Raw genomic sequence first — 20,574 nt, forward strand, 5'->3', positions numbered from 1 at the left:
GTTGACTCATAGGCAACTATCCCTATAATGCGACTCCACACAGCGGGGGTGATTAGCTCAGCTGGGAGAGCACCTCCCTTACAAGGAGGGGGTCGGCGGTTCGATCCCGTCATCACCCACCACTCATCAGAGTGCCGCGCTGTGTAAAGTAAGAAGATTTGAGATTGGGTGATTAGCTCAGCTGGGAGAGCACCTCCCTTACAAGGAGGGGGTCGGCGGTTCGATCCCGTCATCACCCACCAATCTCATACCAGCTGTCTTCTTACGATGAAGTACAGAAGTGGGTGATTAGCTCAGCTGGGAGAGCACCTCCCTTACAAGGAGGGGGTCGGCGGTTCGATCCCGTCATCACCCACCACTTCTGCGGGTCGTTAGCTCAGTCGGTAGAGCAGTTGACTTTTAATCAATTGGTCGCAGGTTCGAATCCTGCACGACCCACCACCGCTAAATGTATCACCTTCCTCGATTATTCACTCTGACGCTTCATACGCACACGATGTTGTGCAGGTGAGAACCTGCGTTCAGGTTCGAGTCGAGCGAAGCGAGACAACAGCGCATCGCGCTGGCCCGAAGGGCGAGGCCATAGGCCGAGTCATCCTGCACGACCCACCACCGCTAAATGTATCACCTTCCCCAATTATTCACACTGATGCATCATATGCACACGATGTTGTGCAGGTGAGAACCTGCGTTCAGGTTCGAGTCGGGCAACATTGCGCAGTTTTGCTCTCTGCGTTTCTCCACGTTTCTTATATCTCTCAGCATCCTCTGTCTCCCGGCTAAAAATCATCCCCACAAGAACCAGCATTCTCCCTTATTTATTCAAAAGCGCTCCACCACCCTTTACAACCTGCGCGGATCATCAGGCAAAATTTTTGATAAGGAGCGTCAAATGTATTGGTTTTTTATTCTGTCACCAAAAGACGACACTAGGCGACGTAATAAAACCTATTCCTAATTAAGGGTAAGACGATGATAGCGAAAGCCAATAAATTTTTTACCGGTTTAACCAACCATCAGGATGGTGGCAAACTGTTGTTGCGTTTGACCGTCGGCATTCTGTTGCTATTCCATGGCGTTGCCAAAATCCAAAACGGCGTCGGTTGGGTCTCAGGAATGCTGGCACAGCATGGCCTGCCGGGCTTTATTGCCTACGGCGCCTATATCGGCGAAGTACTGGCTCCTATCCTGATTATTCTCGGCGTATTGACCCGCCTTTCTGCCGCCGTGGTTGCGTTTAACCTGTTAGTCGCGACGCTGCTGGTCACGCTAGGTAAATTGTTCACCATCACCAATGTGGGGGCGTGGGGATTAGAAGGGGAAGCGTTCTATTTCCTGTGCAGCCTGGTCATCATGTTGCTGGGTAGCGGCCGTTACTCCGTAATCGCCAATGAAGACTACCGTTAATTGACTTATTTATCTGAAAAAAAACGCCCTGACGGGCGTTTTTTTATACTCAAATTTCCCAGTCATAGTTATAACGCTTCGGCTTGAACTGTACGACATCGCCACGGTGTAAGTCGGTCAACACCGCGTCGTCATGCGCCACTTCCGCTTCAATCAGTTCATTGTTGCCATCGACCTTCAGAACCAGACGCGTCAACGCTCCCAGTGGGCGAATATCCTTCACCACCACCGGCTGGAAATCAGCCTGCGTCTGTTTTGACAGCGCCACTTCATGCGGGCGGAACTGAATCACCTTGTCATGACCTGCGAGTTTCAACCGGTTGCTGTCCCCGAGGAAATTATAAACAAATTCGGTAGCCGGACGGTTATACACCTCATCAGGGGTGCCAATCTGCTCAATCACGCCTTTGTTCATCAGTACAATGCGGTCAGCCACTTCCATTGCCTCTTCCTGATCATGGGTCACAAATACCGATGTCAGGTTGATATCTTCATGCAAGCGCGATAACCAACGGCGCAGTTCCTTTCGTACTTTTGCATCAAGCGCCCCAAATGGTTCATCCAGCAGCAAAATGCGCGGCTCCACAATCAACGCCCGGGCCAGTGCAATGCGCTGACGCTGCCCACCGGATAACTGTTCCGGGTAGCGATCCGCCAGCCACTCGAGTTGTACCATATTGAGCAATTCGCGGACTTTAGCATCGATATCGCGCTTTGACGGCCGTATCGCCTTCGGTTTCATGCGCAAACCAAACGCTACATTGTCGAACACCGTCATATGACGAAACAGCGCGTAATGCTGGAAGACGAAACCGACATTACGATCACGCACATCGTGCCCCGATACGTCCTCACCGTGGAACACAATATTGCCGCTGTCCGGCGTTTCCAGACCAGCAATAATGCGCAGTAGTGTAGTTTTACCGCAGCCCGATGGCCCCAATAGCGCCACCAGCTCGCCACTCTGAATCGACAAATTGATCTGATTGAGGGCCCGGAACTGACCGAACTGCTTGTTAACGTTGTGAACTTCAATGCTCATTACCGGCCAGCTCCTGTTGTTTCTCTTGTTGTTTCGACAAATGCGCTTCACTCCACTGACGCAGCAACAGCACCACCAGCGACATCGCCAGTAGCAAAATCGCCACGCTGAATGCAGCAACAATGTTGTACTCGTTATAAAGAATCTCGATATGCAACGGCAAAGTGTTGGTCAGACCACGAATATGGCCCGATACCACGGAAACCGCGCCAAATTCCCCCATGGCTCGGGCAGTACACAGCACCACACCGTAGATCAACGCCCATTTCACATTCGGCAACGTGATATGCCAAAACATCTGCCAGCCATTAGCACCCAGCAATCTGGCTGCTTCCTCTTCCTGACTCCCCTGCTGCTCCATCAGTGGGATCAATTCACGCGCCACATATGGCAAGGTGACGAACATCGTTGCCAGCACGATGCCGGGAACGGCATAAACAATTTCCAGATTATGCTCAGTCAGGAATGGATATAGCTTGCTCTGTGCACCAAACAGCAATACATACATCAGGCCAGTCACAACCGGCGACACTGAAAATGGCAAATCCAGCAACGCCAGCAGCAGCGCTTTACCCCGGAACGCAAACTTCGTTACACACCAGGCGATGGCCAGCCCAAAAACCATGTTCAGCGGTACTGAAATCACCGTCGCCAGCAGGGTCAGCTTGAGCGCCGAGACCGCATCCGGCTCGGTAATCGCATTCCAGAACGCGCTGATACCGTTATGCAGCCCTTGAGTAATCACCATCACCAGCGGCAAGACCAGAATCAGAACAAATACCAACCAGGCCAGCGTCGTCAGCACATAAAACGTCGTCGGACGCTTAGCGGTGGACGGGCGCTCCGCCACCGGTGCAGAAATACTGTGATCCATGCTCATCCTTTATACGTCTATAACGAGGGTTGAATGCGCCGCTGCAACAGGTTAATCAGCAACAGCATGATAAAAGAGACCACCAGCATGAACACGCCGATACCGGTCGCGCCTTTGTAGTCGTACTGGTCCAGTTTGGAGACGATCAACAACGGCAGAATTTCTGTCTTAAACGGAATATTTCCGGCAATAAACACCACCGACCCGTACTCCCCCACACCTCGTGCGAATGCCAACGCAAAACCGGTCAGCCAGGCCGGTAAAATGGCCGGTAGCAGAACATGGCGGAAGGTCTGCCACGGGTTTGCGCCCAGGCAGGCTGATGCTTCTTCTACTTCCTTAGGAATATCCGCCAGCACCGGCTGTAAGGTGCGAACCACAAACGGTAAGGTGACGAAGATAAGCGCCAGCGTAATACCAATCCCGGTATAAGCAATGCGAAACGGAAATAGCGAACCGATAAGACCATGCGGCGCATACAGCGACGTCAGTGCAATCCCGGCGACAGCAGTAGGCAAGGCAAACGGCATATCAATCATCGCGTCGATGATTTTCCGGCCAGGAAAGGTATAACGCACCAGCACCCAGGCCAGCAGCGTTCCCAGAATACCGTTGACGAAGGCCGCTATCAGCGCAGAACCGAAGGATAAGCGCAGAGAAAAAAGAACCTGACGGCTGGTGATAAGCTCCCAAAACTGGATAAGTGTCAGCTGACTGGCATACAAAAACATGGCGGCCAACGGAATCAGGACAAGCAGCCCCAAATAGGTAAGGCTAAAGCCCAGAGTCAGACCAAAACCGGGAATTACCGGTGAAATACGTCGCGACATAACAAGCCTTTCAATAAAAAAACACGGATTGCCGACTCAGACAACCAACATGGCAAAACCGCCCCAGCGGAGGCGGTTTCGACGGTTAACATACCGTTTATTTATTAATCTGTTTGAAGATAGCGTCGAACACCCCACCATCATCGAAGAACTTGGGCTGCGCATTTTTCCAGCCGCCAAATTCATCATCGATCGTCACCAACTTCACGGGTGCAAACTGGGACGTAAACTCCTCGGCAATTTTCGCATTGCGTGGGCGGTAAAAATTCTGCGCGATGATACGCTGCCCTTCGTCGCTGTAGAGGTAGTTCAGGTAGGCCTCCGCCTGTTTACGCGTTCCTTTGCGGTCCACCACTTTATCGACTACGGCTACCGGCGGCTCCGCCAGAATAGACAGGGACGGCGTGACGATTTCCAACTGGTCGCCACCCTGCTCTTTGAGCGACAAATACGCCTCGTTTTCCCAGGCAATCAGCACATCGCCTAACTGACGTTGCACAAAGCTGATGGTCGCGCCACGCGCACCGGTATCCAGCACCGGTGCATGCTTATACAGTTCGGTCACGAATTTTTGCGCGCTTTCATCGGTTCCGCCCGGCAAGTGTTTGGCATAGGCCCAGGCAGCCAGAAAGTTCCAGCGCGCGCCGCCAGAGGTTTTCGGGTTCGGCGTGATCACCTGCACATCCGGCTTAATCAGGTCATCCCAGTCTTTGATATGTTTCGGGTTACCTTTACGCACCAGAAAGACGATGGTGGAAGTGTAAGGCGTACTGTTATCCGGCAAACGCGCCTGCCATTTCGAGTCAATCAACGGCTGATTCAAATTGAGCGCATCAATGTCACCAGCCAGCGCCAGCGTCACAACATCCGCCTGCAAGCCGTCAATCACCGAGCGAGCCTGCTTACCTGAACCGCCGTGGGAATTTTTCACGGTAATCGTTTCACCGGTGGTCTCTTTCCAGTGTTTGATAAATGCGGCGTTATATTGCTGATAAAACTCACGAGTCGGGTCATAAGACACATTCAACAATTCCGTAGCAGCCGATGCTACCCCCGACAATAACAACGCGGCAGTAGCCAGCGACCATCCCAAACGACGCATTGACATTATGATGATTCCCCTCAAAGTCTGCCCGTTGCTTGCGCGAGCGATCAAAAAAGCCCAGAGACCCGTTGACGGTTATCCTGCTACCGGCACAACGGCCAGACCGCACCACAGCGGCCAGTGTTATCTATGAGAGGGACAATAGAGGATAAGGCTGAGGGGAAAAAATACTGTTTCGAGATAATTTATGCTCTCGGGTTATATTATTGAGGGCTTAACAGCGCTTTTGAATCTAAGGTAAGCGACAGGCCTATAGCCTGCCGCCGGTCATCGCCAGTGGATGAATAGGATGTATCTGGCTTACTGCTCTTCATCCAGTTGCAGCGCAATATACAGCAATAGCCGATCGTCAAAGTTACCCAAATCCAACCCGGTCAGTTCAGATATGCGATTGAGGCGATACTCCAGCGTATTGCGATGTACAAATAGCGCCTTGGCCGTTGCCCCCGGCTGTACGTTGTTGCGAAACCAGGCATTCAGCGTACGGCGCAGTAAACCATTGCTGTCCATCGCCTTCAGTCTGGCCAACGGCCGAACCAGTTCGTTGGCCTGCCAACCGCCACGCAGGCTATCAAGTAACACCGGCAGCATTAGATCCTGATAGAAGTAACTGCGCTGGGTTGGCATGCGTTGCTTGCCGACACTCATGGTGGTGCGGGCGGTTCGATAAGAACGGGCAATACTGCCCGGACCAGTAAAATAGTTACCCAACGCCACCCGTACCCGTAACCGACTGCTTTCCTCCATGCGCGACAACAACGTATCGACACGGCGTCGATGATCTTCAGCATCCCAGCGGCCATGGTTGTTGAGCGCAGGTTTCAGCACCACCATTTCCGTCAGGGAGACTATCGCGATCAGATTGTTACGTTCCGGCGTCGTCAGCAGTGTCTGCAATTGCTGCAACTCCGCCATGGCACTGTCCACCCCTAACTGACCGCTATCCACCTCAACCACGGCCGCCACACGCGGCTGATTCAGATCGATGCCGAGACGTTGCGCCCACTCCATCAACGCAGGCGAGAGGTCATCCGTACGAATCAGGTTCAGTACCAGTTCTTCCCGTAAGCGGCTGTCCTGCGCCAGCATGTGCAGCAATCGCGCCTGTTCCAGCATCATCTCGGCCGTCATGCACACCAGTTCGCCGTAGTGGCGTAACTGGCCAGGGTTACCCGTCAGACCAATCACACCGACGATTTCACCGTCGATTTTCAGCGGCAGGTTGATACCAGGCCGGACGCCATGCAAATGGCGCGCTACCGCATCATCAATATCCACCACGCGACCTTGCGACAGCACCAATAGCGCACCTTCATGCAATTCCCCAATACGCTCGCGATCACCGCTGCCAATAATTCGCCCACGCGCATCCATCACATTGATATTACTATCAATGATTTTCATGGTGCGTGCGACAATCTCCTGTGCCAGTTTGTCATTCAGGTGGTATGACGCCATATCAACCTCAAGGGATAGAGACAACCGCACCAGCATAACGCCGGATATAGCGTCAGACATTGTGCAAATGAACAAAAACTGGGGGATCACACAGGAACTGTGGAATAACTCACAAAACAGCTGGGAAAAAACATGACCGGGCGGCGATTACCCGGCCATGTTCCTGGTCAGGTTATTGAATCAACAAATACAGGTCACTGCCACCACGCCGAATGTTCAGCGCCAGTACCGGCGGCTTGCTGTCGATAATCTTGCGCAATTCACCGATATTTTCGACCGGCTGCTGGTTCACGCCGAGGATCACGTCATCAGGTTTCAGGCCAATCTTCGCTGCGGCGGAATTCGGTTTCACCTTCTCGACTTTCACGCCTTTCTGCCCGTCTACCTGCGTATTACTCAACTCGGCCCCTTCAATCGCGGAGTTCAGATTACCGGACTCAACCTGCGATTGCGTGCTCTGCTGCAGTGTGACGTCTACCGAGATCGGCTTCCCGTCACGAATCAGCCCCAACGTCAGTTTGCTGCCTACCGGCAATGAACCAATCTGGGCGCGTAGCGCAGAGAAGCTACTGATGGTTTTCCCGTTCATCGACACGACCACATCCCCGGCTTTAATACCAGCCTTGGCAGCGGCGGAATTTGGCTGTACCTGGCTGACAAAGGCCCCGCGCTGCGCATCCACCTTCATGGCTTTGGCAATATCGGAGTTGAGTTCGGTGCCTAAAATCCCCAGTTCGCCACGTTTCACTTCACCGTATTCTACTATCTGGCTAACCAAGTTCTTCACGATATTACTGGGGATAGCAAAACCGATACCGATATTGCCGCCGCCCGGCGCGAGGATCGCCGTGTTAAGACCGATCAGTTCCCCGTTGAGGTTGACCAGCGCACCACCGGAGTTACCCCGGTTGATAGCCGCGTCGGTCTGGATAAAGTCTTCATAGTTTTCAATATTCAGGCCACTGCGTCCCAGCGCGGAAATGATCCCGGATGTCGCGGTTTCCCCCAAGCCGTAAGGGTTACCGATGGCAACCGCATAATCCCCCACACGCAGTTGATCAGAATCCGCCATCTTAATCTCCGTCAGATTGCGGAAATCTTTTAACTGAATCAGCGCCACATCCGAACGTGGATCCTTACCAATCACTTTGGCGTCGTACTTACGGCCGTCGTTAAGGCGAACCTGAATTTTATCGGCGTTTTCCACCACGTGGTTATTGGTGACGACATAGCCTTTGGCCGCATTAATAATGACCCCCGCCCCTAATGCCTGGAACTCCTGCTGCTGTGGTGCATTGTCTGCGCTGCCGTCATCGTCATCATCGCTGCCCTGACACATCGGCGATGACTGGAAAGGTGAGCCCTCCTGACAGAAAGGCGAATTATCACCGAAGAAGGGCTGCATTTGCGGCGGCACCTGGGCACCCTGACTGGCCGTGGTATGCCCTTGTACAGAGATATTCACCACCGAAGGCATCACTTTCGACAACATGGGGGCCAGACTCGGCAACTGGCCGCTGGACGATGACACCGACTCAGCGGCAGTAGCAGTGGCTGGCAGCGTCCCCACCGCTATCGCCAGACTCAGCGCTAACGCGCTTAACACCAATGATTTTTGTTTCATAGCGATATGTCTCACAATTCAGTCAACGAGAGAACTCTGACAGCCATTCAAGCGGTCAGGAGCAGTGAGTCCACTATGCGCAGCAGCGCCTGTTCTGTGCAAGACGGTGAAGGGTAAGGAAATATTGTCCAAATTTACAAAACTCCGGCCGTCTTCACCTGCGTCAATCCACCGCCATCAAGCGACGATATTCATCGTAAGCGTACAAATCGGTCATCCCGCTGATGTAATCGAGAATCAGCCGGGCACGGTAGTAATACTCCCACACCTCTTGCTCTTTATCGGATAATGCCGCCAGAGGTCGCGTCGCCTCACGGTAGGCATGACAATGCTTGCTGGAGAGCTTGTGGTATAACCGGGTTTCGATGGGATAACGCTTGTGAGTATCGTCCGCGACTAACTGGCAAAAATCGCGATACGGCATGTTCAGCAGTGGACTATAAATCTCCAGCAAGCCGCTGATGATACGATCGCCCTGTAGTTCAAGTTGCTCGACCTCATGATGATTAAAGACGAACTTTCTGGCGACATCTTTAAAGATCTTTAATAATCGCCCGTAGTCGTCCTTCTCTTCTTCCAGCAACGAATGGTTGAAACTGCCCTCATAAATCGCGGGCAGATTATCGATAAAACGCCACGTAGCATAACGTACCATCGTATTCACGGTGTTGACCCGCAACTTCATGAAAAATTGGTCACTTTCGCTACGCCCCGGCAAGTGTTGCCGCTCTTCATAGGCTAAATCGACAGTACGGCTAAAGACGTCTTTTTCCGCCCGTTCTCCCCAGGCCTCTTTCAGACGGTGATAAAGCTGCTGATAGGTGATGATTTTCTTTTCTACCGCATCTTCCAGATCGGCGATGCAGTAAGAAATATCATCCGCCGCCTCCATGATGTAGGTCAGCGGGTGACGGTGAAACTCCGCCATATTCAGTTCACTGCGTAACTGCTGCACGAACGCCTCTTCCGACAGGTAAAACCCGACCTTTTTCGTCAGATAACTGTATTGCGAAGGCGTTGGCTGCGCCCGGTAGGCCGGTTTGGTGTACTTCAAAATACAGCCGATCTGGGCATAGGTCAGATTGAGCTTCAGCAGTGAGTGCACCAGCCGGATCGCCTGGGCATTGCCTTCAAAGTTACTGAGATCATGGCGGATACGGTCACGCAGTGCGTTCAGTTCTGCACTATCTTGCTCATCGAATTTCAGACAAGGCACCAGACAGGGATCTGGCTGTGAACCTCGCGGTTTTTCTCCCGGTGATAGCCGTTGCCTGAACCAGTTATTGATCGCCGCCTCGCCGAAATGTCCAAACGGTGGATTGCCGATGTCATGCATCAGACACGCCATTTCCACCAGGCTCTCGAACGGCGTTTCCAGTGGCTCCAGCCCTAGCACATCCAGTTGCCCGCTTTTACGCAACTGGCGGAAAATCTCTTTGGCGATATAACGCCCGACCTGCTGCACCTCCATGGAATGTGTCAGCCGGGAACGCACCGCGGCATTACGCTCCAGCGGAAAGACCTGCGTTTTTTGCTGTAATCGACGAATAGCCGCAGAGTTAATGATCCGCCCGCGATCGCTCTCAAACTCCTGCACAATGGCATATTCATCCTTTTTGTCTCTTTTCCTGCCAAAGCGCCGCTGGAAACTGAGTTTGGTTGAGAAATCGATAGCAGACATACTGTTCTCCATGTAATGCCCTGATCAGAGGGGCCTGCAAACACGCAGAGTATCACTGGCGTGCGTTGGCACGGGTATCACCTCAGTGATAGCACGTCCTCGGGCAGGTGTACAATCGCTGCCCGCCTCAAGCCGTGATAGACTAAACTTTTGTGACTTGTGACAAATTGGTGGGGAACCCTATGAAAGTTGGCATTATCGGCGCGATGGAACAAGAAGTAACCCTGTTAAGAGAGCTGATCCAAAACCGCCAGACCTTCCAGCGTGCGGGCTGTGAAATTTACAGCGGCCAGTTGCACGGCGTGGAGGTGGCCTTGCTGAAATCCGGTATCGGTAAAGTATCCGCCGCGCTGGGAACCACGCTGCTGCTGGAACACTGCCAGCCGGATGTGGTGATTAATACCGGTTCCGCCGGTGGCCTGGCGTCATCACTCAAGGTGGGGGATATCGTGGTCTCCGACGAAGTGCGCTATCACGACGCAGATGTCACCGCGTTCGGCTACGAACCCGGCCAGATGGCGGGTTGCCCGGCTGCGTTTGTCGCCGATGAAAAGCTGATCACGCTGGCGCAAAGCGCCATCAGTCAGTTACAGCTAAATGCCGTACGCGGGCTGGTCGTCAGCGGTGATGCCTTTATCAACGGTAAAGCGCCGCTGGAACGTATCCGTCACACGTTCCCACAGGCCATCGCGGTAGAAATGGAAGCCACGGCCATCGGCCACGTTTGCCACCAGTTTGGTGTACCTTTTGTTGTGGTACGTGCCATTTCCGATGTTGCCGATCAGGAATCACACCTCAGTTTCGACGAGTTCCTGGTTACCGCCGCTCAGCAGTCAACCAAAATGGTAGAAACCATGCTACAGGCACTGGCGCAAAGCCATTAATTGCTGCCTCCGGGGCCACCCGCCCCGGTTCGTTTATCTTCGAGACCCGCGCCGTGACATCCTTTTATTCTCTCATACGGTATTCTCGCATACGGTATTTTCACATCCTGTGGCCGTTCGCCCTGTTATGGTTGTTACCCTGTCGGGCTGAGCCGGTAGCACAGCGTGTTGTCAGTCTGGCACCGCATGCTACCGAAATGGCGTTTGCCGCCGGGCTTGGCGAACGGTTAGTCGGCGTCAGCGCCTGGTCCAATTATCCGCCAGAGGCTGAACACATCGAACAGGTCGCCAACTGGCAAGGCATCAATCTGGAGCGGATTCTGGCATTAAAGCCGGATTTGGTTCTGGCATGGCGAGAAGGCAATGCCCAGCGCCCACTAGAGCAACTGGCATCATTCGGTATCCACATTCTGTACCTTGACCCCGCCACACTCGATGACATTCCACGCCAGTTAGACATGCTGGCGCAGTACAGCCCGCATCCGGAACAAGCGCATGAAGCCGCGCAGCGGTTTCGTCAGCAACAACAGTCGCTGGCGCGGCAGTATAACCACCGTGCGCCGGTACGGGTGTTTTTGCAGTTTGGCAGTCAACCGCTGTTTACGTCATCGCAGGCAACGTTGCAAAGCCAGGTAATCAGCCTGTGCGGTGGCAGCAATATATTTGCCGACAGCCCGGTGCCCTGGCCGCAGGTCAGCCGCGAACAGGTGATTCGGCGGCAGCCTCAGGTCGTCGTCATCAGCGGCCAACCCGCTGCGGTGGCGCAGGTCAAAGCCTTCTGGCAACCGCAGCTGAACCCTGACGTCATTGCGGTCAACGAAGACTGGTTTAGCCGCACAGGCCCACGGCTAATGTTGGCAGCAGAACAGCTGTGCCAGCAATTCGCTGCCCGACAAGGTTGACTGTCATCCACACCCGCTGGAGTACCGACATAAAAAAACCCGTGTGCCAGTCAGGCCACGGGTTTTTCTTATAGACGAGCTATTGTCAGATACTGAAAGAGGAACCACATCCACAGGTGGTTTTGGCGTTCGGGTTCGTTACCACAAAACGCGAACCTTCCAGCCCTTCGGTGTAATCCACCGAGCCGCCGATCAGGTATTGCAGACTCATCGGGTCGACCACCAGGGAGACCCCTTGTTTCTCAATGGTCATATCACCGTCGTTAACCTTATCATCGAAGGTGAAACCATACTGGAAGCCACTGCAGCCGCCGCCAGTGATGTAAACCCGAAGTTTCAGTTCCGGATTCTCTTCATCGGCAATCAGGAGTTTCACCTTATTAGCTGCCGCATCGGTAAACTGCAGGGGCAGTGCTACATCATCGCTCATTTTTTTACTCCCAATCAATACCGGGCGGAATTCAACAGCCCTCATTATCGTTTTATTATCCAACAGCACCCGACAACGTTCAAGATTTGATACCAGCGCCAGTTTCGGCCGTTAGTGCTTCTTGCTGCGCCTGACGCTCCAGTGTGCGGGCCAGAATACTCGAGTAAAGCGGCTTGCCGCCAAGAAACTGTGCCACCAACGTCGCGCCAAGGCACGTAATGATCATCGGCAAAATCAGCTGATAGTTGTCCGTCATCTCCAGAACCAGCACGATACCGGTCAGCGGCGCGCGAACCGATGACGCGAACAACGCCCCCATCCCCGCGACGGCAAAGGTTCCGGCCCCAAGCCCCCAGTCGGGGAAAATATGTGCGCATACCATACCAAACGCGGCACCCAGCAACGTACCTAGCGACAGCATGGGAGCAAAAATCCCCCCCGGCGCGCCGGAACTAAAGCAGAGCAAGGTCATCCCTACCCGAGCCAGAAAAATCACCAGCAGCATCCCTACCCCATAGTGCTCCGCCGCCGCAACCGGGATCAGCGTAAAACCGCCGCCCGTCGCATCGCTGAATGCCAGCGTCAACAACCCGGATATTCCCCCCGCCACCAGCCCGGTGAGCAAAAATCGTGGCAGCGAATGGCCGTGAAAGCGTAAAAAACGCGCCTGCGCCCCCAGCACCAACGCATTGAATATCACCCCGACAGCACCAAACAGAATGCCAAGCAGCAGATATAACCCCAGTGTTCCCACGGGTGCGGACGGCAGTTGGCCCACATTGATCACCGCGTGATCGCCTTCCAGCAACCGATAGACGATGCTGGACATAATCACGCCGATAAATACCGCTTTGATGGAAATCAGGTTGTAGCGAAACTGCGGGCGCATCTCTTCAATAATGAACAAGATCCCAGCCAGTGGCGCATTGAACGCGGCGGACAAACCAGCGGCCGCGCCGGTCGCCAGTAGTGAATGCCGCACATCCCCTTTACGCGCCGGGAGCAACGCCGCCACCATACCGCCAATGTTTCCGCCCAGTTGTACCGTCGGCCCTTCACGCCCCAGCACCATACCGGCTCCCAGCGATCCAATCCCACCGACGAACTTCACTGGCAGCACCCGCCACCAGCGTACCGGGCGCAAATCTTCTAACGCCCCCTCGATTTCAGGGATACCGGAGCCACCGGCTTCCGGCGCAAAACGCCGCACCAGCCCGTAACCCGCCGCCGCCAGCAGAGCGGATATCAGGATACTCAACGGCCACACCCAGGCACTGCCAGACAAAGACGACAGCGAGGACAACCGCCAGTGCTGCACGGCATTGACCGCCTGATTGAACCCCACCCCGACCAACCCAACCAGCGTGCCGGTCAACGCGGCCATCACTAAGATGTAGACAGGGGTTTTATCACGGCGAACAAGTTGTCTGATAGCAGCGCGACGTACCGCCGCAGGCAAAGAAAAGGAAGAAAGCATGACAGCAAATCAACGTTAACATAGCGGACAAGAGCCTCATTCTAGTCATGTAACGACGCACTTGCCCAGCAGGAATACAGATGGCGGAACGCTAAAGTGTGTCCGGCGATTTCACAACGCGAAACAGACGATTAGAATGGGCGTCACTCGCTATGCAAATCCAATCAGGAAGCCGCAATGAATAAATCTGAAAGTCTGTACGCCGCCGCCCGTCAACTGATTCCCGGTGGGGTTAACTCGCCGGTGCGCGCCTTTAACGGCGTTGGAGGCGTTCCCTTGTTCATTGAACGGGCGGAAGGCTCAAGACTCTACGACGCGGATGGCAAATCCTATATCGACTATGTGGGATCCTGGGGGCCGATGATTCTGGGCCACAACCATCCAGCCATTCGTCAGGCGGTGATTGAAGCCGCTGAGCGCGGCCTGAGCTTTGGCGCGCCGACCGAAATGGAAGTGAAAATGGCGCAACGGGTGACCTCGCTGGTACCGAGCATGGAAATGGTACGCATGGTGAACTCCGGCACCGAAGCGACCATGAGTGCTATCCGTCTGGCGCGTGGTTTCACTGGCCGTGACAAAATCATCAAATTTGAAGGCTGCTATCACGGCCATGCCGACTGCCTGCTGGTGAAGGCGGGTTCCGGTGCGCTGACGCTGGGGCAACCCAACTCTCCCGGTGTACCGGCTGATTTTGCCCGCCACACCCTGACCTGCACCTACAACGATCTGGACTCGGTGCGCGCGGCATTTGAACAGTATCTGCAGGATATCGCCGCCATTATCGTCGAGCCAGTAGCAGGCAACATGAACTGCATTCCACCACTGCCAGCCTTCCTGCCGGGGCTGAGAGCACTGTGTGACGAATTCGGCGCGCTGCTGATTATCGACGAGGTGATGACTGGTTTTCGCGTAGCACTGGGCGGTGCACAAGCGCATTACGGCGTACGCCCTGACCTGACCTGCCTTGGCAAAATTATCGGCGGCGGGATGCCGGTGGGCGCGTTCGGCGGACGTCGTGATGTCATGGAAGCGCTGGCACCGACCGGCCCGGTTTATCAGGCAGGTACCCTGTCCGGCAACCCGATCGCGATGGCGGCTGGTTTCGCCTGCCTGAGCGAAGTGGCTAAACCCGGCGTGCACCAGACACTGACCGAGCGGACAACACAACTGACGGAAGGTTTGCTGGCAGCCGCGAAAGCACAACACATCCCACTGGTGGTAAACCATGTCGGTGCCATGTTTGGTATCTTCTTTACCGATGCCCCACAGGTGACCTGCTATCAGGATGCGCTGAAGTGTGATGTGGAACGATTCAAACGCTTCTTCCACCTGATGCTGGATGAGGGCGTCTATCTGGCACCGTCCGCGTTCGAAGCTGGCTTTATGTCGCTGGCACACAGCCCAGAGGATATCGAACACACGATAGCGGCCGCTCGTCGCTGTTTTGCCGCCCTATAAGCAAACACCAGAAAAAAATACGCCCGGCAAGCCGGGCGTATTATCAACTTATCTGCTGCGGGTCGTTACTGCCCGAACATCTGTTTGATCCAATCAGGAACGCTGCCACCATCTTGTTGCTGGTTTGGTTGGTTTGGTTGATTTGGCTGACCCGGCTGACTTGGCTGCGGCTGACTCTGACTGCCCGACGACGCAGCTGGCGACTGTACCACCTGCTGCTGGCTGGCCTGACACAGCGCCTGCGGATTATCAGTCCACACCGGCAATGCCCGGCCTGCGCTACCATTACAGATAAAGTTGCCGCTGCTATCCACCGTCATGGTGGTAATGCCGTCCGGCGGCGTCAACATCAACGGTAGCGGCGTCTGATTTTCCAGATAGCGACGATAGATGGTCAACGCACCGTTAGCCCCGGTGAGTTTCGCCGGGCCGTTGTTATCACGCCCGACCCAGGTGATCACCACTTCTCTGCCATCGACGCCCGCAAACCAACTATCACGCAAGTCGTTCGTGGTACCGGTTTTCCCCGCCAGATGGTAATTGCCGAATTTCACCATCAGCGAACGCGAAGTCCCGCGCTCCACCACTTGTTGCATGCCATATAAGGTCAGGTAGGCGGCCTGTGACGGCACTACCCGTTCAGCCTGCGGGAAGCTCTGATACAGCACCTTACCGTCTTCAGCAATCACCGAGCGCAGCGCCGAAAGCGGCGCGCGGCTGCCACCGCTGGCGATAGTCTGGTACTCCTGCGCGACTTCCATCGGTGTCAGGCTGATCGCACCCAGCAGCATCGCCGGTACTGGCTGAATCTGGTTCTGCGGGATCCCCAGCTTCTGCAACGTATCGCTGATCTGGTCCAGTCCAACAGCCATCCCCAGATTAACCGTTGGCACGTTGAGTGAATTCGCTAGCGCATCCACCAACATCACCCGGCCACGGAATTCACGATCGTAGTTTTTCGGCTCCCAAACTGTGCCGTTCGGCTGTTTAAGCGAAATCGGTTCATCCGGCAGGATGGTATTCAGACGGTAACGATCCGGCATACTGAGCGCGGTCAGATACGTCGGTGGCTTCGCCAGTGAACCAACCGAACGACGCGCCTGCATGGCACGGTTAAAACCGGCAAACTGCGCATCGGAACCGCCCACCATCGCCCGGACCTCGCCGCTGAAGCGATCGACAATCACCATCGCCGATTCCAGGTCCTTAACACCACGCGCGGCGCGCAGTGCAGGGATGCCGTCTTCCACCGCTTTTTCCGCCGCATCCTGCGACACCGGATCCAGTGTGGTGAAGATTTTCACGCCGGACAGATCGTTAGCTTTGTCACCCAGCCGCTGCTGCAATTCCTGGCGCACCATCTGCATAAATGCCGGTTGTGGGCTTATCACACCGCCTTTCGGCTGCACCCCTAACGGACGCGCACTCAGCATGTTATACAGGTCTTCGTCGATAACCTGCTGGTTTTGCAACAGCTTCAGCACCAGATTACGGCGCTCCAGCGTGACCTGTGGGTTACGCCACGGGTTGTACAGCGACGCCCCTTTTACCATACCCACCAGCATCGCCTGCTGATCGAGACTCAGCTCGTCTACCGGACGCCCAAAATAGTAAAGGCTAGCCAGTGGGAAACCACGGATTTGATCGTTACCGCTCTGACCGAGGTACACCTCGTTCAGATACAACTCCAGAATGCGATCCTTGCTGTAGCGGTAGTCCATGATCAACGCCATGTAGGCTTCGTTGGCTTTACGCCACAACGAGCGCTCGTTGGTCAGAAACAGGTTTTTCACCAGCTGCTGGGTCAACGTACTGCCGCCCTGCACTGCCCGGCCCGCCGTCAGGTTGGCTATCAACGCACGGCCGATGGAGTAGAAGCTGATACCGTCATGCTCGTAGAAATGGCGGTCTTCGGTGGCGATCAGCGTTTGCACCAATAGGTCGGGGAAGCCGGAACGCTGAACAAACAGCCGCTGCTCGCCGTTTGGCGATTGCAGCATGGTAATCAGCTTCGGATCGAGCCGGAAGAAACCGAAATTACGCTGATTGTCCATGTTTTGGATCTGCGACAGCCGATCGCTGCTGAAGATCATTTTGGCGTGGATCTGGCCTTCTTTACCGTCTGGGAAGTCGAACGGGCGGCGCAGAATTTCAATGCTGTTGGACTGCACCGTAAACTCACCCGGACGGGTAATCCGGCTCACTTCACGGTATTGCATGCCTTCCAGCAGCGCTATCATATCTTTCTTGTTGTAAGGCATGCCGGGCTCAAGGCTGACCATGCGGCCATACACCGCCGCTGGCAGTTGCCATACCTTACCGTCGATACGACTGCGGATTTCTCCGTCGAGGTACACGCCGTAAATCGACATCACCACCACGAAAATCAGGAACAGCCGGATAAGCCAGCCCAACCAGCGGCGCTTTTTACGGGGCCGCTTGCTCATGACCTCTTCCTCGTCATCCTCGTCATAGTCGTCTTCGTACTCGTCTTCATAATCGTCGTCGTAATCATCATCCCTGCGACGGCGCGTCGCTTGCCTGCGAGGGGGAGTGTGTCGTGACGCACTACGTTTGCGCCCGATAGGTTCGCGGTCATCCCGAGACATTACAGTGACATCTCCATCAGTTACTGACGGCTCAGGATTACTCACCATGGCCGTCTACTCTGTGTCTCCCACGCTGCACAAGGAAGGGGGAAACATCTGAAATTAGGTGTTCTGGTATTTTCTGGTACGCCGCGTTGGCGCCGTATTCGCCGGATCATCCGGCCAGACATGTTTGGGGTAGCGCCCTTTCATTTCTTTTTGCACCTCGCGATAAGCCCCATTCCAAAACGCCGCTAAATCACGGGTTATCTGCAAGGGCCGCATCGCCGGAGAAAGCAATTCGAGCACCAGCGCGACTCTCCCCTCTGCCAGTAACGGGCTGGCCTGTTCACCAAACATTTCCTGCAACCGAACCGCCAGCACCGGAGCTTGATCCGCCTCATAGCGGATCGGTAAACGGCTGCCGCCAGGCGCGGTATAGTGACTGGGCAACGCACTCTCCAGCCGCTGACGTTGCGGCCAGTCAAGCAGCCGCCACAGTGCTTCACTCAGGTTGACCTGATTGAGCGTACGGCGATCCCGCACACCGCTCAACGACGGCAACAACCACTGTTCCAGCGACGCCAGCAAAGCGGCATCATCCACCGCAGGCCATGCCACCTCTGGCAACCACTGGCGGGCGCACAGCAGACGCTGGCGCAACTGTTGTGCCGGTTCATCCCAGTTCAACACCGACAACCCTTGTTCGCGCAGCCAGTTCAGCATCGCCTGCTGCAACGCCTCGTCCGAGGGTTTTGCCAACGGACGGGAGGATAACGTCAGGCTGCCAATATGCGTTCGCAGACTGGCGCGCAGGGTACCTTTTTCTTCGTCCCAGTGCATCAGATTCTGTTCAGCCACCAGTTCCGGCCGCTGCCGTACTAACGTGTCGATATCCACCGGCAACGCCAGTAACACACGCGCATCCGCGCTGTTCGGGCTTTGCATCAGTACCGGAGCCAGCAGCCATTCTGACGCCGCCAGCGCCTCATCCACCGGCAAACTGGCACCGGTACCGTTCGCCAGTTGATAACGTCCCTCCTGACCACGTCGTCGGGCGAGACGATCCGCAAACCCTATCGAGAGTAGCCATGCCGCCAGCCCTTCATTCACCTTACCTGACGCCTTGCCCACACGGCGCGCCAGTTGTTGCGCCCGACGTTGCCAGTGGTTGGCTGGGCGATGCAGGGCATCGAATAAATTCAGGGAGCCTGCGCGTGGTGGTTCTTCGATAATCGCCGCCAGCAATGCCGCCGTCGCCAGCGCATCGTCATCCTGCCCGGCGGCATGCAGCATCGCCGCCAGTCGTGGATCGCAGCCCAACGCGGCCATCTTACGCCCATCAACCGTCAGACGCTGTTGCGTATCGCACACACCCAATTGCAGTAGTAAACGCTCCGCCGCCAGCAACGCCGGTTGAGGCGGGCTATCCAGCCAGTTGAGCTGAGCAACCTCATGACAGCCCCATTGCAGCAGATCCAGCCACAAACCGGACAGGTCGCTGTGCAGGATTTCCGGCTCACTTTGCGCCGCGGCACGTTCGGCCTGCTCGCGGGTGAACAGATGCCAGCACACGCCCGGCTCCAGTCGTCCGGCACGCCCGGCCCGCTGTACCATGGATGCCTGGCTGATACGCTGCGTCGTCAGCCGGGTCAGGCCGGTTTTAACATCAAACAATGCCACTCGCTCCAGCCCGCAGTCCACCACCACCCGAATCCCCTCAATGGTGAGACTGGTTTCGGCAATATTGGTCGACAGCACCACTTTGCGCCGCCCAACGGCAGCCGGAAGAATCGCCTTTTGTTGTTCCGCCAGCGTCAGCGCGCCATACAATGGACACACATCTACCTGATTAAAAGCTATCTGATTAAAAGCCACGCCGGTCGATAGCGCGTTTTCCAGCAGTGTCTGCACCCGCTTGATTTCCGCCACACCCGGCAAAAATACCAGTAACGAACCGGCTTCGTCCTGCAACAAACGATAAACGAGTCGGGCTGTGGCATCTTCCAGCCGCTCCTGCGAGCCGACCGGTTGGTAATGTCGCTCAACTGGCCATGAACGTCCTTGCGACGATACGCCGAGCGATTGAGGTAGTAAGGAGGCCAGGCGAGCATTGTCGAGCGTGGCAGACATAATCAACAGTTTCAGGTCATCACGCAGCCCTTGCTGGACATCCACTAACAGCGCCAAGGCCATATCCGCCTGCAAACTGCGCTCATGAAACTCATCCAACATGACCAGCGAAACACCCTCCAGCGCCGGATCCTGTTGCAGCATTCGGGTCAGGATACCTTCTGTCACCACTTCCAGCCGGGTTTGGCTGCTCACCCGACTTTCTGAACGCATGCGGTAACCGACAGTCTGCCCAGGCGTTTCGCCCAGCCACTCAGCCAGCCGGAAAGCCACGCTTTTGGCGGCCAGCCGACGAGGTTCGAGCATAATAATGCGGCCGGGAAACTCGCACCGCTGTAATAACTGCAACGGTAACCAGGTCGATTTTCCTGCGCCGGTCGGCGCATGCAGCAACACCTGTGGTGCGGTATGCAACGCCTGGATGACCTCATCCACAACGGCGCTGACAGGGGGTAGATTCACATAACGCTCCGTCACCATTCAGTCCCATTCACTGACGTAATCATCATCATTTGTTATCTGTGGTGTTCAACACACCACCAATGAATAAAGAGAAAGAACACCCGGCCGCTCATCGGGGCATGACGATAAGAGGCAAAGCGCCGCCTTAACTTTATTCGGCGGGCATTAACTTTATTCGGCAAGCATTGTAGCATCGGTACCCCGCAGAACAGAGAGATT

The 20,574-nt window shown here is 55.2% G+C and carries 15 protein-coding genes, 4 tRNA genes and 1 other RNA gene; 9 read left to right on the plus strand and 11 right to left on the minus strand.

Translation table 11 applies throughout. The features are described 5' to 3' along the window. The first annotated feature begins 46 nt into the window (after positions 1 to 46). The 6 genes from DD586_RS15435 (at position 47) to DD586_RS15455 (ending at position 1,407) form a co-directional block, all read left to right on the plus strand. A tRNA-Val gene (locus DD586_RS15435) sits at positions 47 to 122 on the plus strand. Between the two features lie 44 nt (positions 123 to 166). Continuing rightward, positions 167 to 242, plus strand: a tRNA-Val gene (locus tag DD586_RS15440). A 40-nt stretch (positions 243 to 282) separates the two neighbouring features. After that, a tRNA-Val gene (locus DD586_RS15445) sits at positions 283 to 358 on the plus strand. 7 nt (positions 359 to 365) lie between these two features. Further along, a tRNA-Lys gene (locus DD586_RS15450) sits at positions 366 to 441 on the plus strand. Positions 442 to 487: 46 nt separating this feature from the next. Beyond that, positions 488 to 612: non-coding RNA, RtT sRNA (locus DD586_RS21515), on the plus strand. Between the two features lie 360 nt (positions 613 to 972). Further along, positions 973 to 1,407: a DoxX family protein gene (locus DD586_RS15455; RefSeq protein ID WP_012885765.1), complete on the plus strand. Its 435-nt coding sequence runs from the start codon at positions 973 to 975 to the stop codon at positions 1,405 to 1,407. A 49-nt stretch (positions 1,408 to 1,456) separates the two neighbouring features. Here the strand turns inward: DD586_RS15455 and DD586_RS15460 are convergent, their stop codons facing one another. From DD586_RS15460 to dgt, 7 genes are all read right to left on the minus strand, one after another. Then, the gene (locus DD586_RS15460; RefSeq protein ID WP_012885766.1) at positions 1,457 to 2,449 is read right to left on the minus strand and encodes a sulfate/molybdate ABC transporter ATP-binding protein; all 993 of its coding nucleotides are present in this window, start codon (positions 2,447 to 2,449) and stop codon (positions 1,457 to 1,459) included. Further along, the gene (gene cysW, locus DD586_RS15465) at positions 2,439 to 3,323 is read right to left on the minus strand and encodes a sulfate ABC transporter permease subunit CysW (protein WP_012885767.1); all 885 of its coding nucleotides are present in this window, start codon (positions 3,321 to 3,323) and stop codon (positions 2,439 to 2,441) included. The genes DD586_RS15460 and cysW overlap by 11 nt, the downstream gene beginning before the upstream one ends. A gap of 17 nt (positions 3,324 to 3,340) precedes the next feature. Continuing rightward, complete coding sequence (gene cysT, locus DD586_RS15470; protein ID WP_012885768.1) at positions 3,341 to 4,153, minus strand: sulfate ABC transporter permease subunit CysT; 813 nt, start codon at positions 4,151 to 4,153, stop codon at positions 3,341 to 3,343. Positions 4,154 to 4,250: 97 nt separating this feature from the next. Next, positions 4,251 to 5,261, minus strand: a complete 1,011-nt coding sequence (locus DD586_RS15475) for a sulfate ABC transporter substrate-binding protein (protein ID WP_012885769.1) — start codon at positions 5,259 to 5,261, stop codon at positions 4,251 to 4,253. A gap of 297 nt (positions 5,262 to 5,558) precedes the next feature. Beyond that, positions 5,559 to 6,716 (minus strand): CdaR family transcriptional regulator, encoded by a 1,158-nt coding sequence (locus tag DD586_RS15480; RefSeq protein ID WP_012885770.1) that lies wholly within the window; start codon positions 6,714 to 6,716, stop codon positions 5,559 to 5,561. A gap of 172 nt (positions 6,717 to 6,888) precedes the next feature. After that, a complete protein-coding gene (degP, locus tag DD586_RS15485) occupies positions 6,889 to 8,340 on the minus strand; it encodes a serine endoprotease DegP (protein ID WP_012885771.1) in 1,452 nt (483 codons plus the stop codon). A 163-nt stretch (positions 8,341 to 8,503) separates the two neighbouring features. After that, complete coding sequence (gene dgt, locus DD586_RS15490; protein ID WP_012885772.1) at positions 8,504 to 10,021, minus strand: dGTPase; 1,518 nt, start codon at positions 10,019 to 10,021, stop codon at positions 8,504 to 8,506. A gap of 182 nt (positions 10,022 to 10,203) precedes the next feature. Here dgt and mtnN point away from each other — a divergent pair, with 182 nt between their 5' ends. Together mtnN and btuF are read left to right on the plus strand one after the other, a co-directional pair. Then, positions 10,204 to 10,905: a 5'-methylthioadenosine/S-adenosylhomocysteine nucleosidase gene (mtnN, locus tag DD586_RS15495; protein WP_012885773.1), complete on the plus strand. Its 702-nt coding sequence runs from the start codon at positions 10,204 to 10,206 to the stop codon at positions 10,903 to 10,905. Positions 10,906 to 10,994: 89 nt separating this feature from the next. After that, positions 10,995 to 11,807, plus strand: a complete 813-nt coding sequence (gene btuF, locus DD586_RS15500) for a vitamin B12 ABC transporter substrate-binding protein BtuF (protein ID WP_456072982.1) — start codon at positions 10,995 to 10,997, stop codon at positions 11,805 to 11,807. 85 nt (positions 11,808 to 11,892) lie between these two features. On the opposite strand, the gene erpA is transcribed toward btuF, so the two are convergent. Together erpA and clcA are read right to left on the minus strand one after the other, a co-directional pair. Next, positions 11,893 to 12,237, minus strand: a complete 345-nt coding sequence (erpA, locus tag DD586_RS15505) for an iron-sulfur cluster insertion protein ErpA (protein WP_012885775.1) — start codon at positions 12,235 to 12,237, stop codon at positions 11,893 to 11,895. A 79-nt stretch (positions 12,238 to 12,316) separates the two neighbouring features. Continuing rightward, entirely contained in the window at positions 12,317 to 13,714 is a 1,398-nt protein-coding gene (gene clcA, locus DD586_RS15510) for a H(+)/Cl(-) exchange transporter ClcA (protein ID WP_012885776.1), read from the minus strand. A 177-nt stretch (positions 13,715 to 13,891) separates the two neighbouring features. On the opposite strand from clcA, the gene hemL reads away from it, so the two are divergent. Then, positions 13,892 to 15,172 (plus strand): glutamate-1-semialdehyde 2,1-aminomutase, encoded by a 1,281-nt coding sequence (hemL, locus tag DD586_RS15515; protein ID WP_012885777.1) that lies wholly within the window; start codon positions 13,892 to 13,894, stop codon positions 15,170 to 15,172. 65 nt (positions 15,173 to 15,237) lie between these two features. Here the strand turns inward: hemL and mrcB are convergent, their stop codons facing one another. Beyond that, positions 15,238 to 17,781, minus strand: coding sequence for a bifunctional glycosyl transferase/transpeptidase (mrcB, locus tag DD586_RS15520; protein ID WP_012885778.1), 2,544 nt, complete (start codon positions 17,779 to 17,781; stop codon positions 15,238 to 15,240). Positions 17,782 to 17,883: 102 nt separating this feature from the next. Then, positions 17,884 to 20,373: an ATP-dependent helicase HrpB gene (gene hrpB, locus DD586_RS15525; RefSeq protein ID WP_404830631.1), complete on the minus strand. Its 2,490-nt coding sequence runs from the start codon at positions 20,371 to 20,373 to the stop codon at positions 17,884 to 17,886. Between the last annotated feature and the right edge of the window lie 201 nt (positions 20,374 to 20,574).

It is taken from the genome of Dickeya parazeae Ech586, assembly GCF_000025065.1.
GTDB lineage: Bacteria > Pseudomonadota > Gammaproteobacteria > Enterobacterales > Enterobacteriaceae > Dickeya > Dickeya zeae.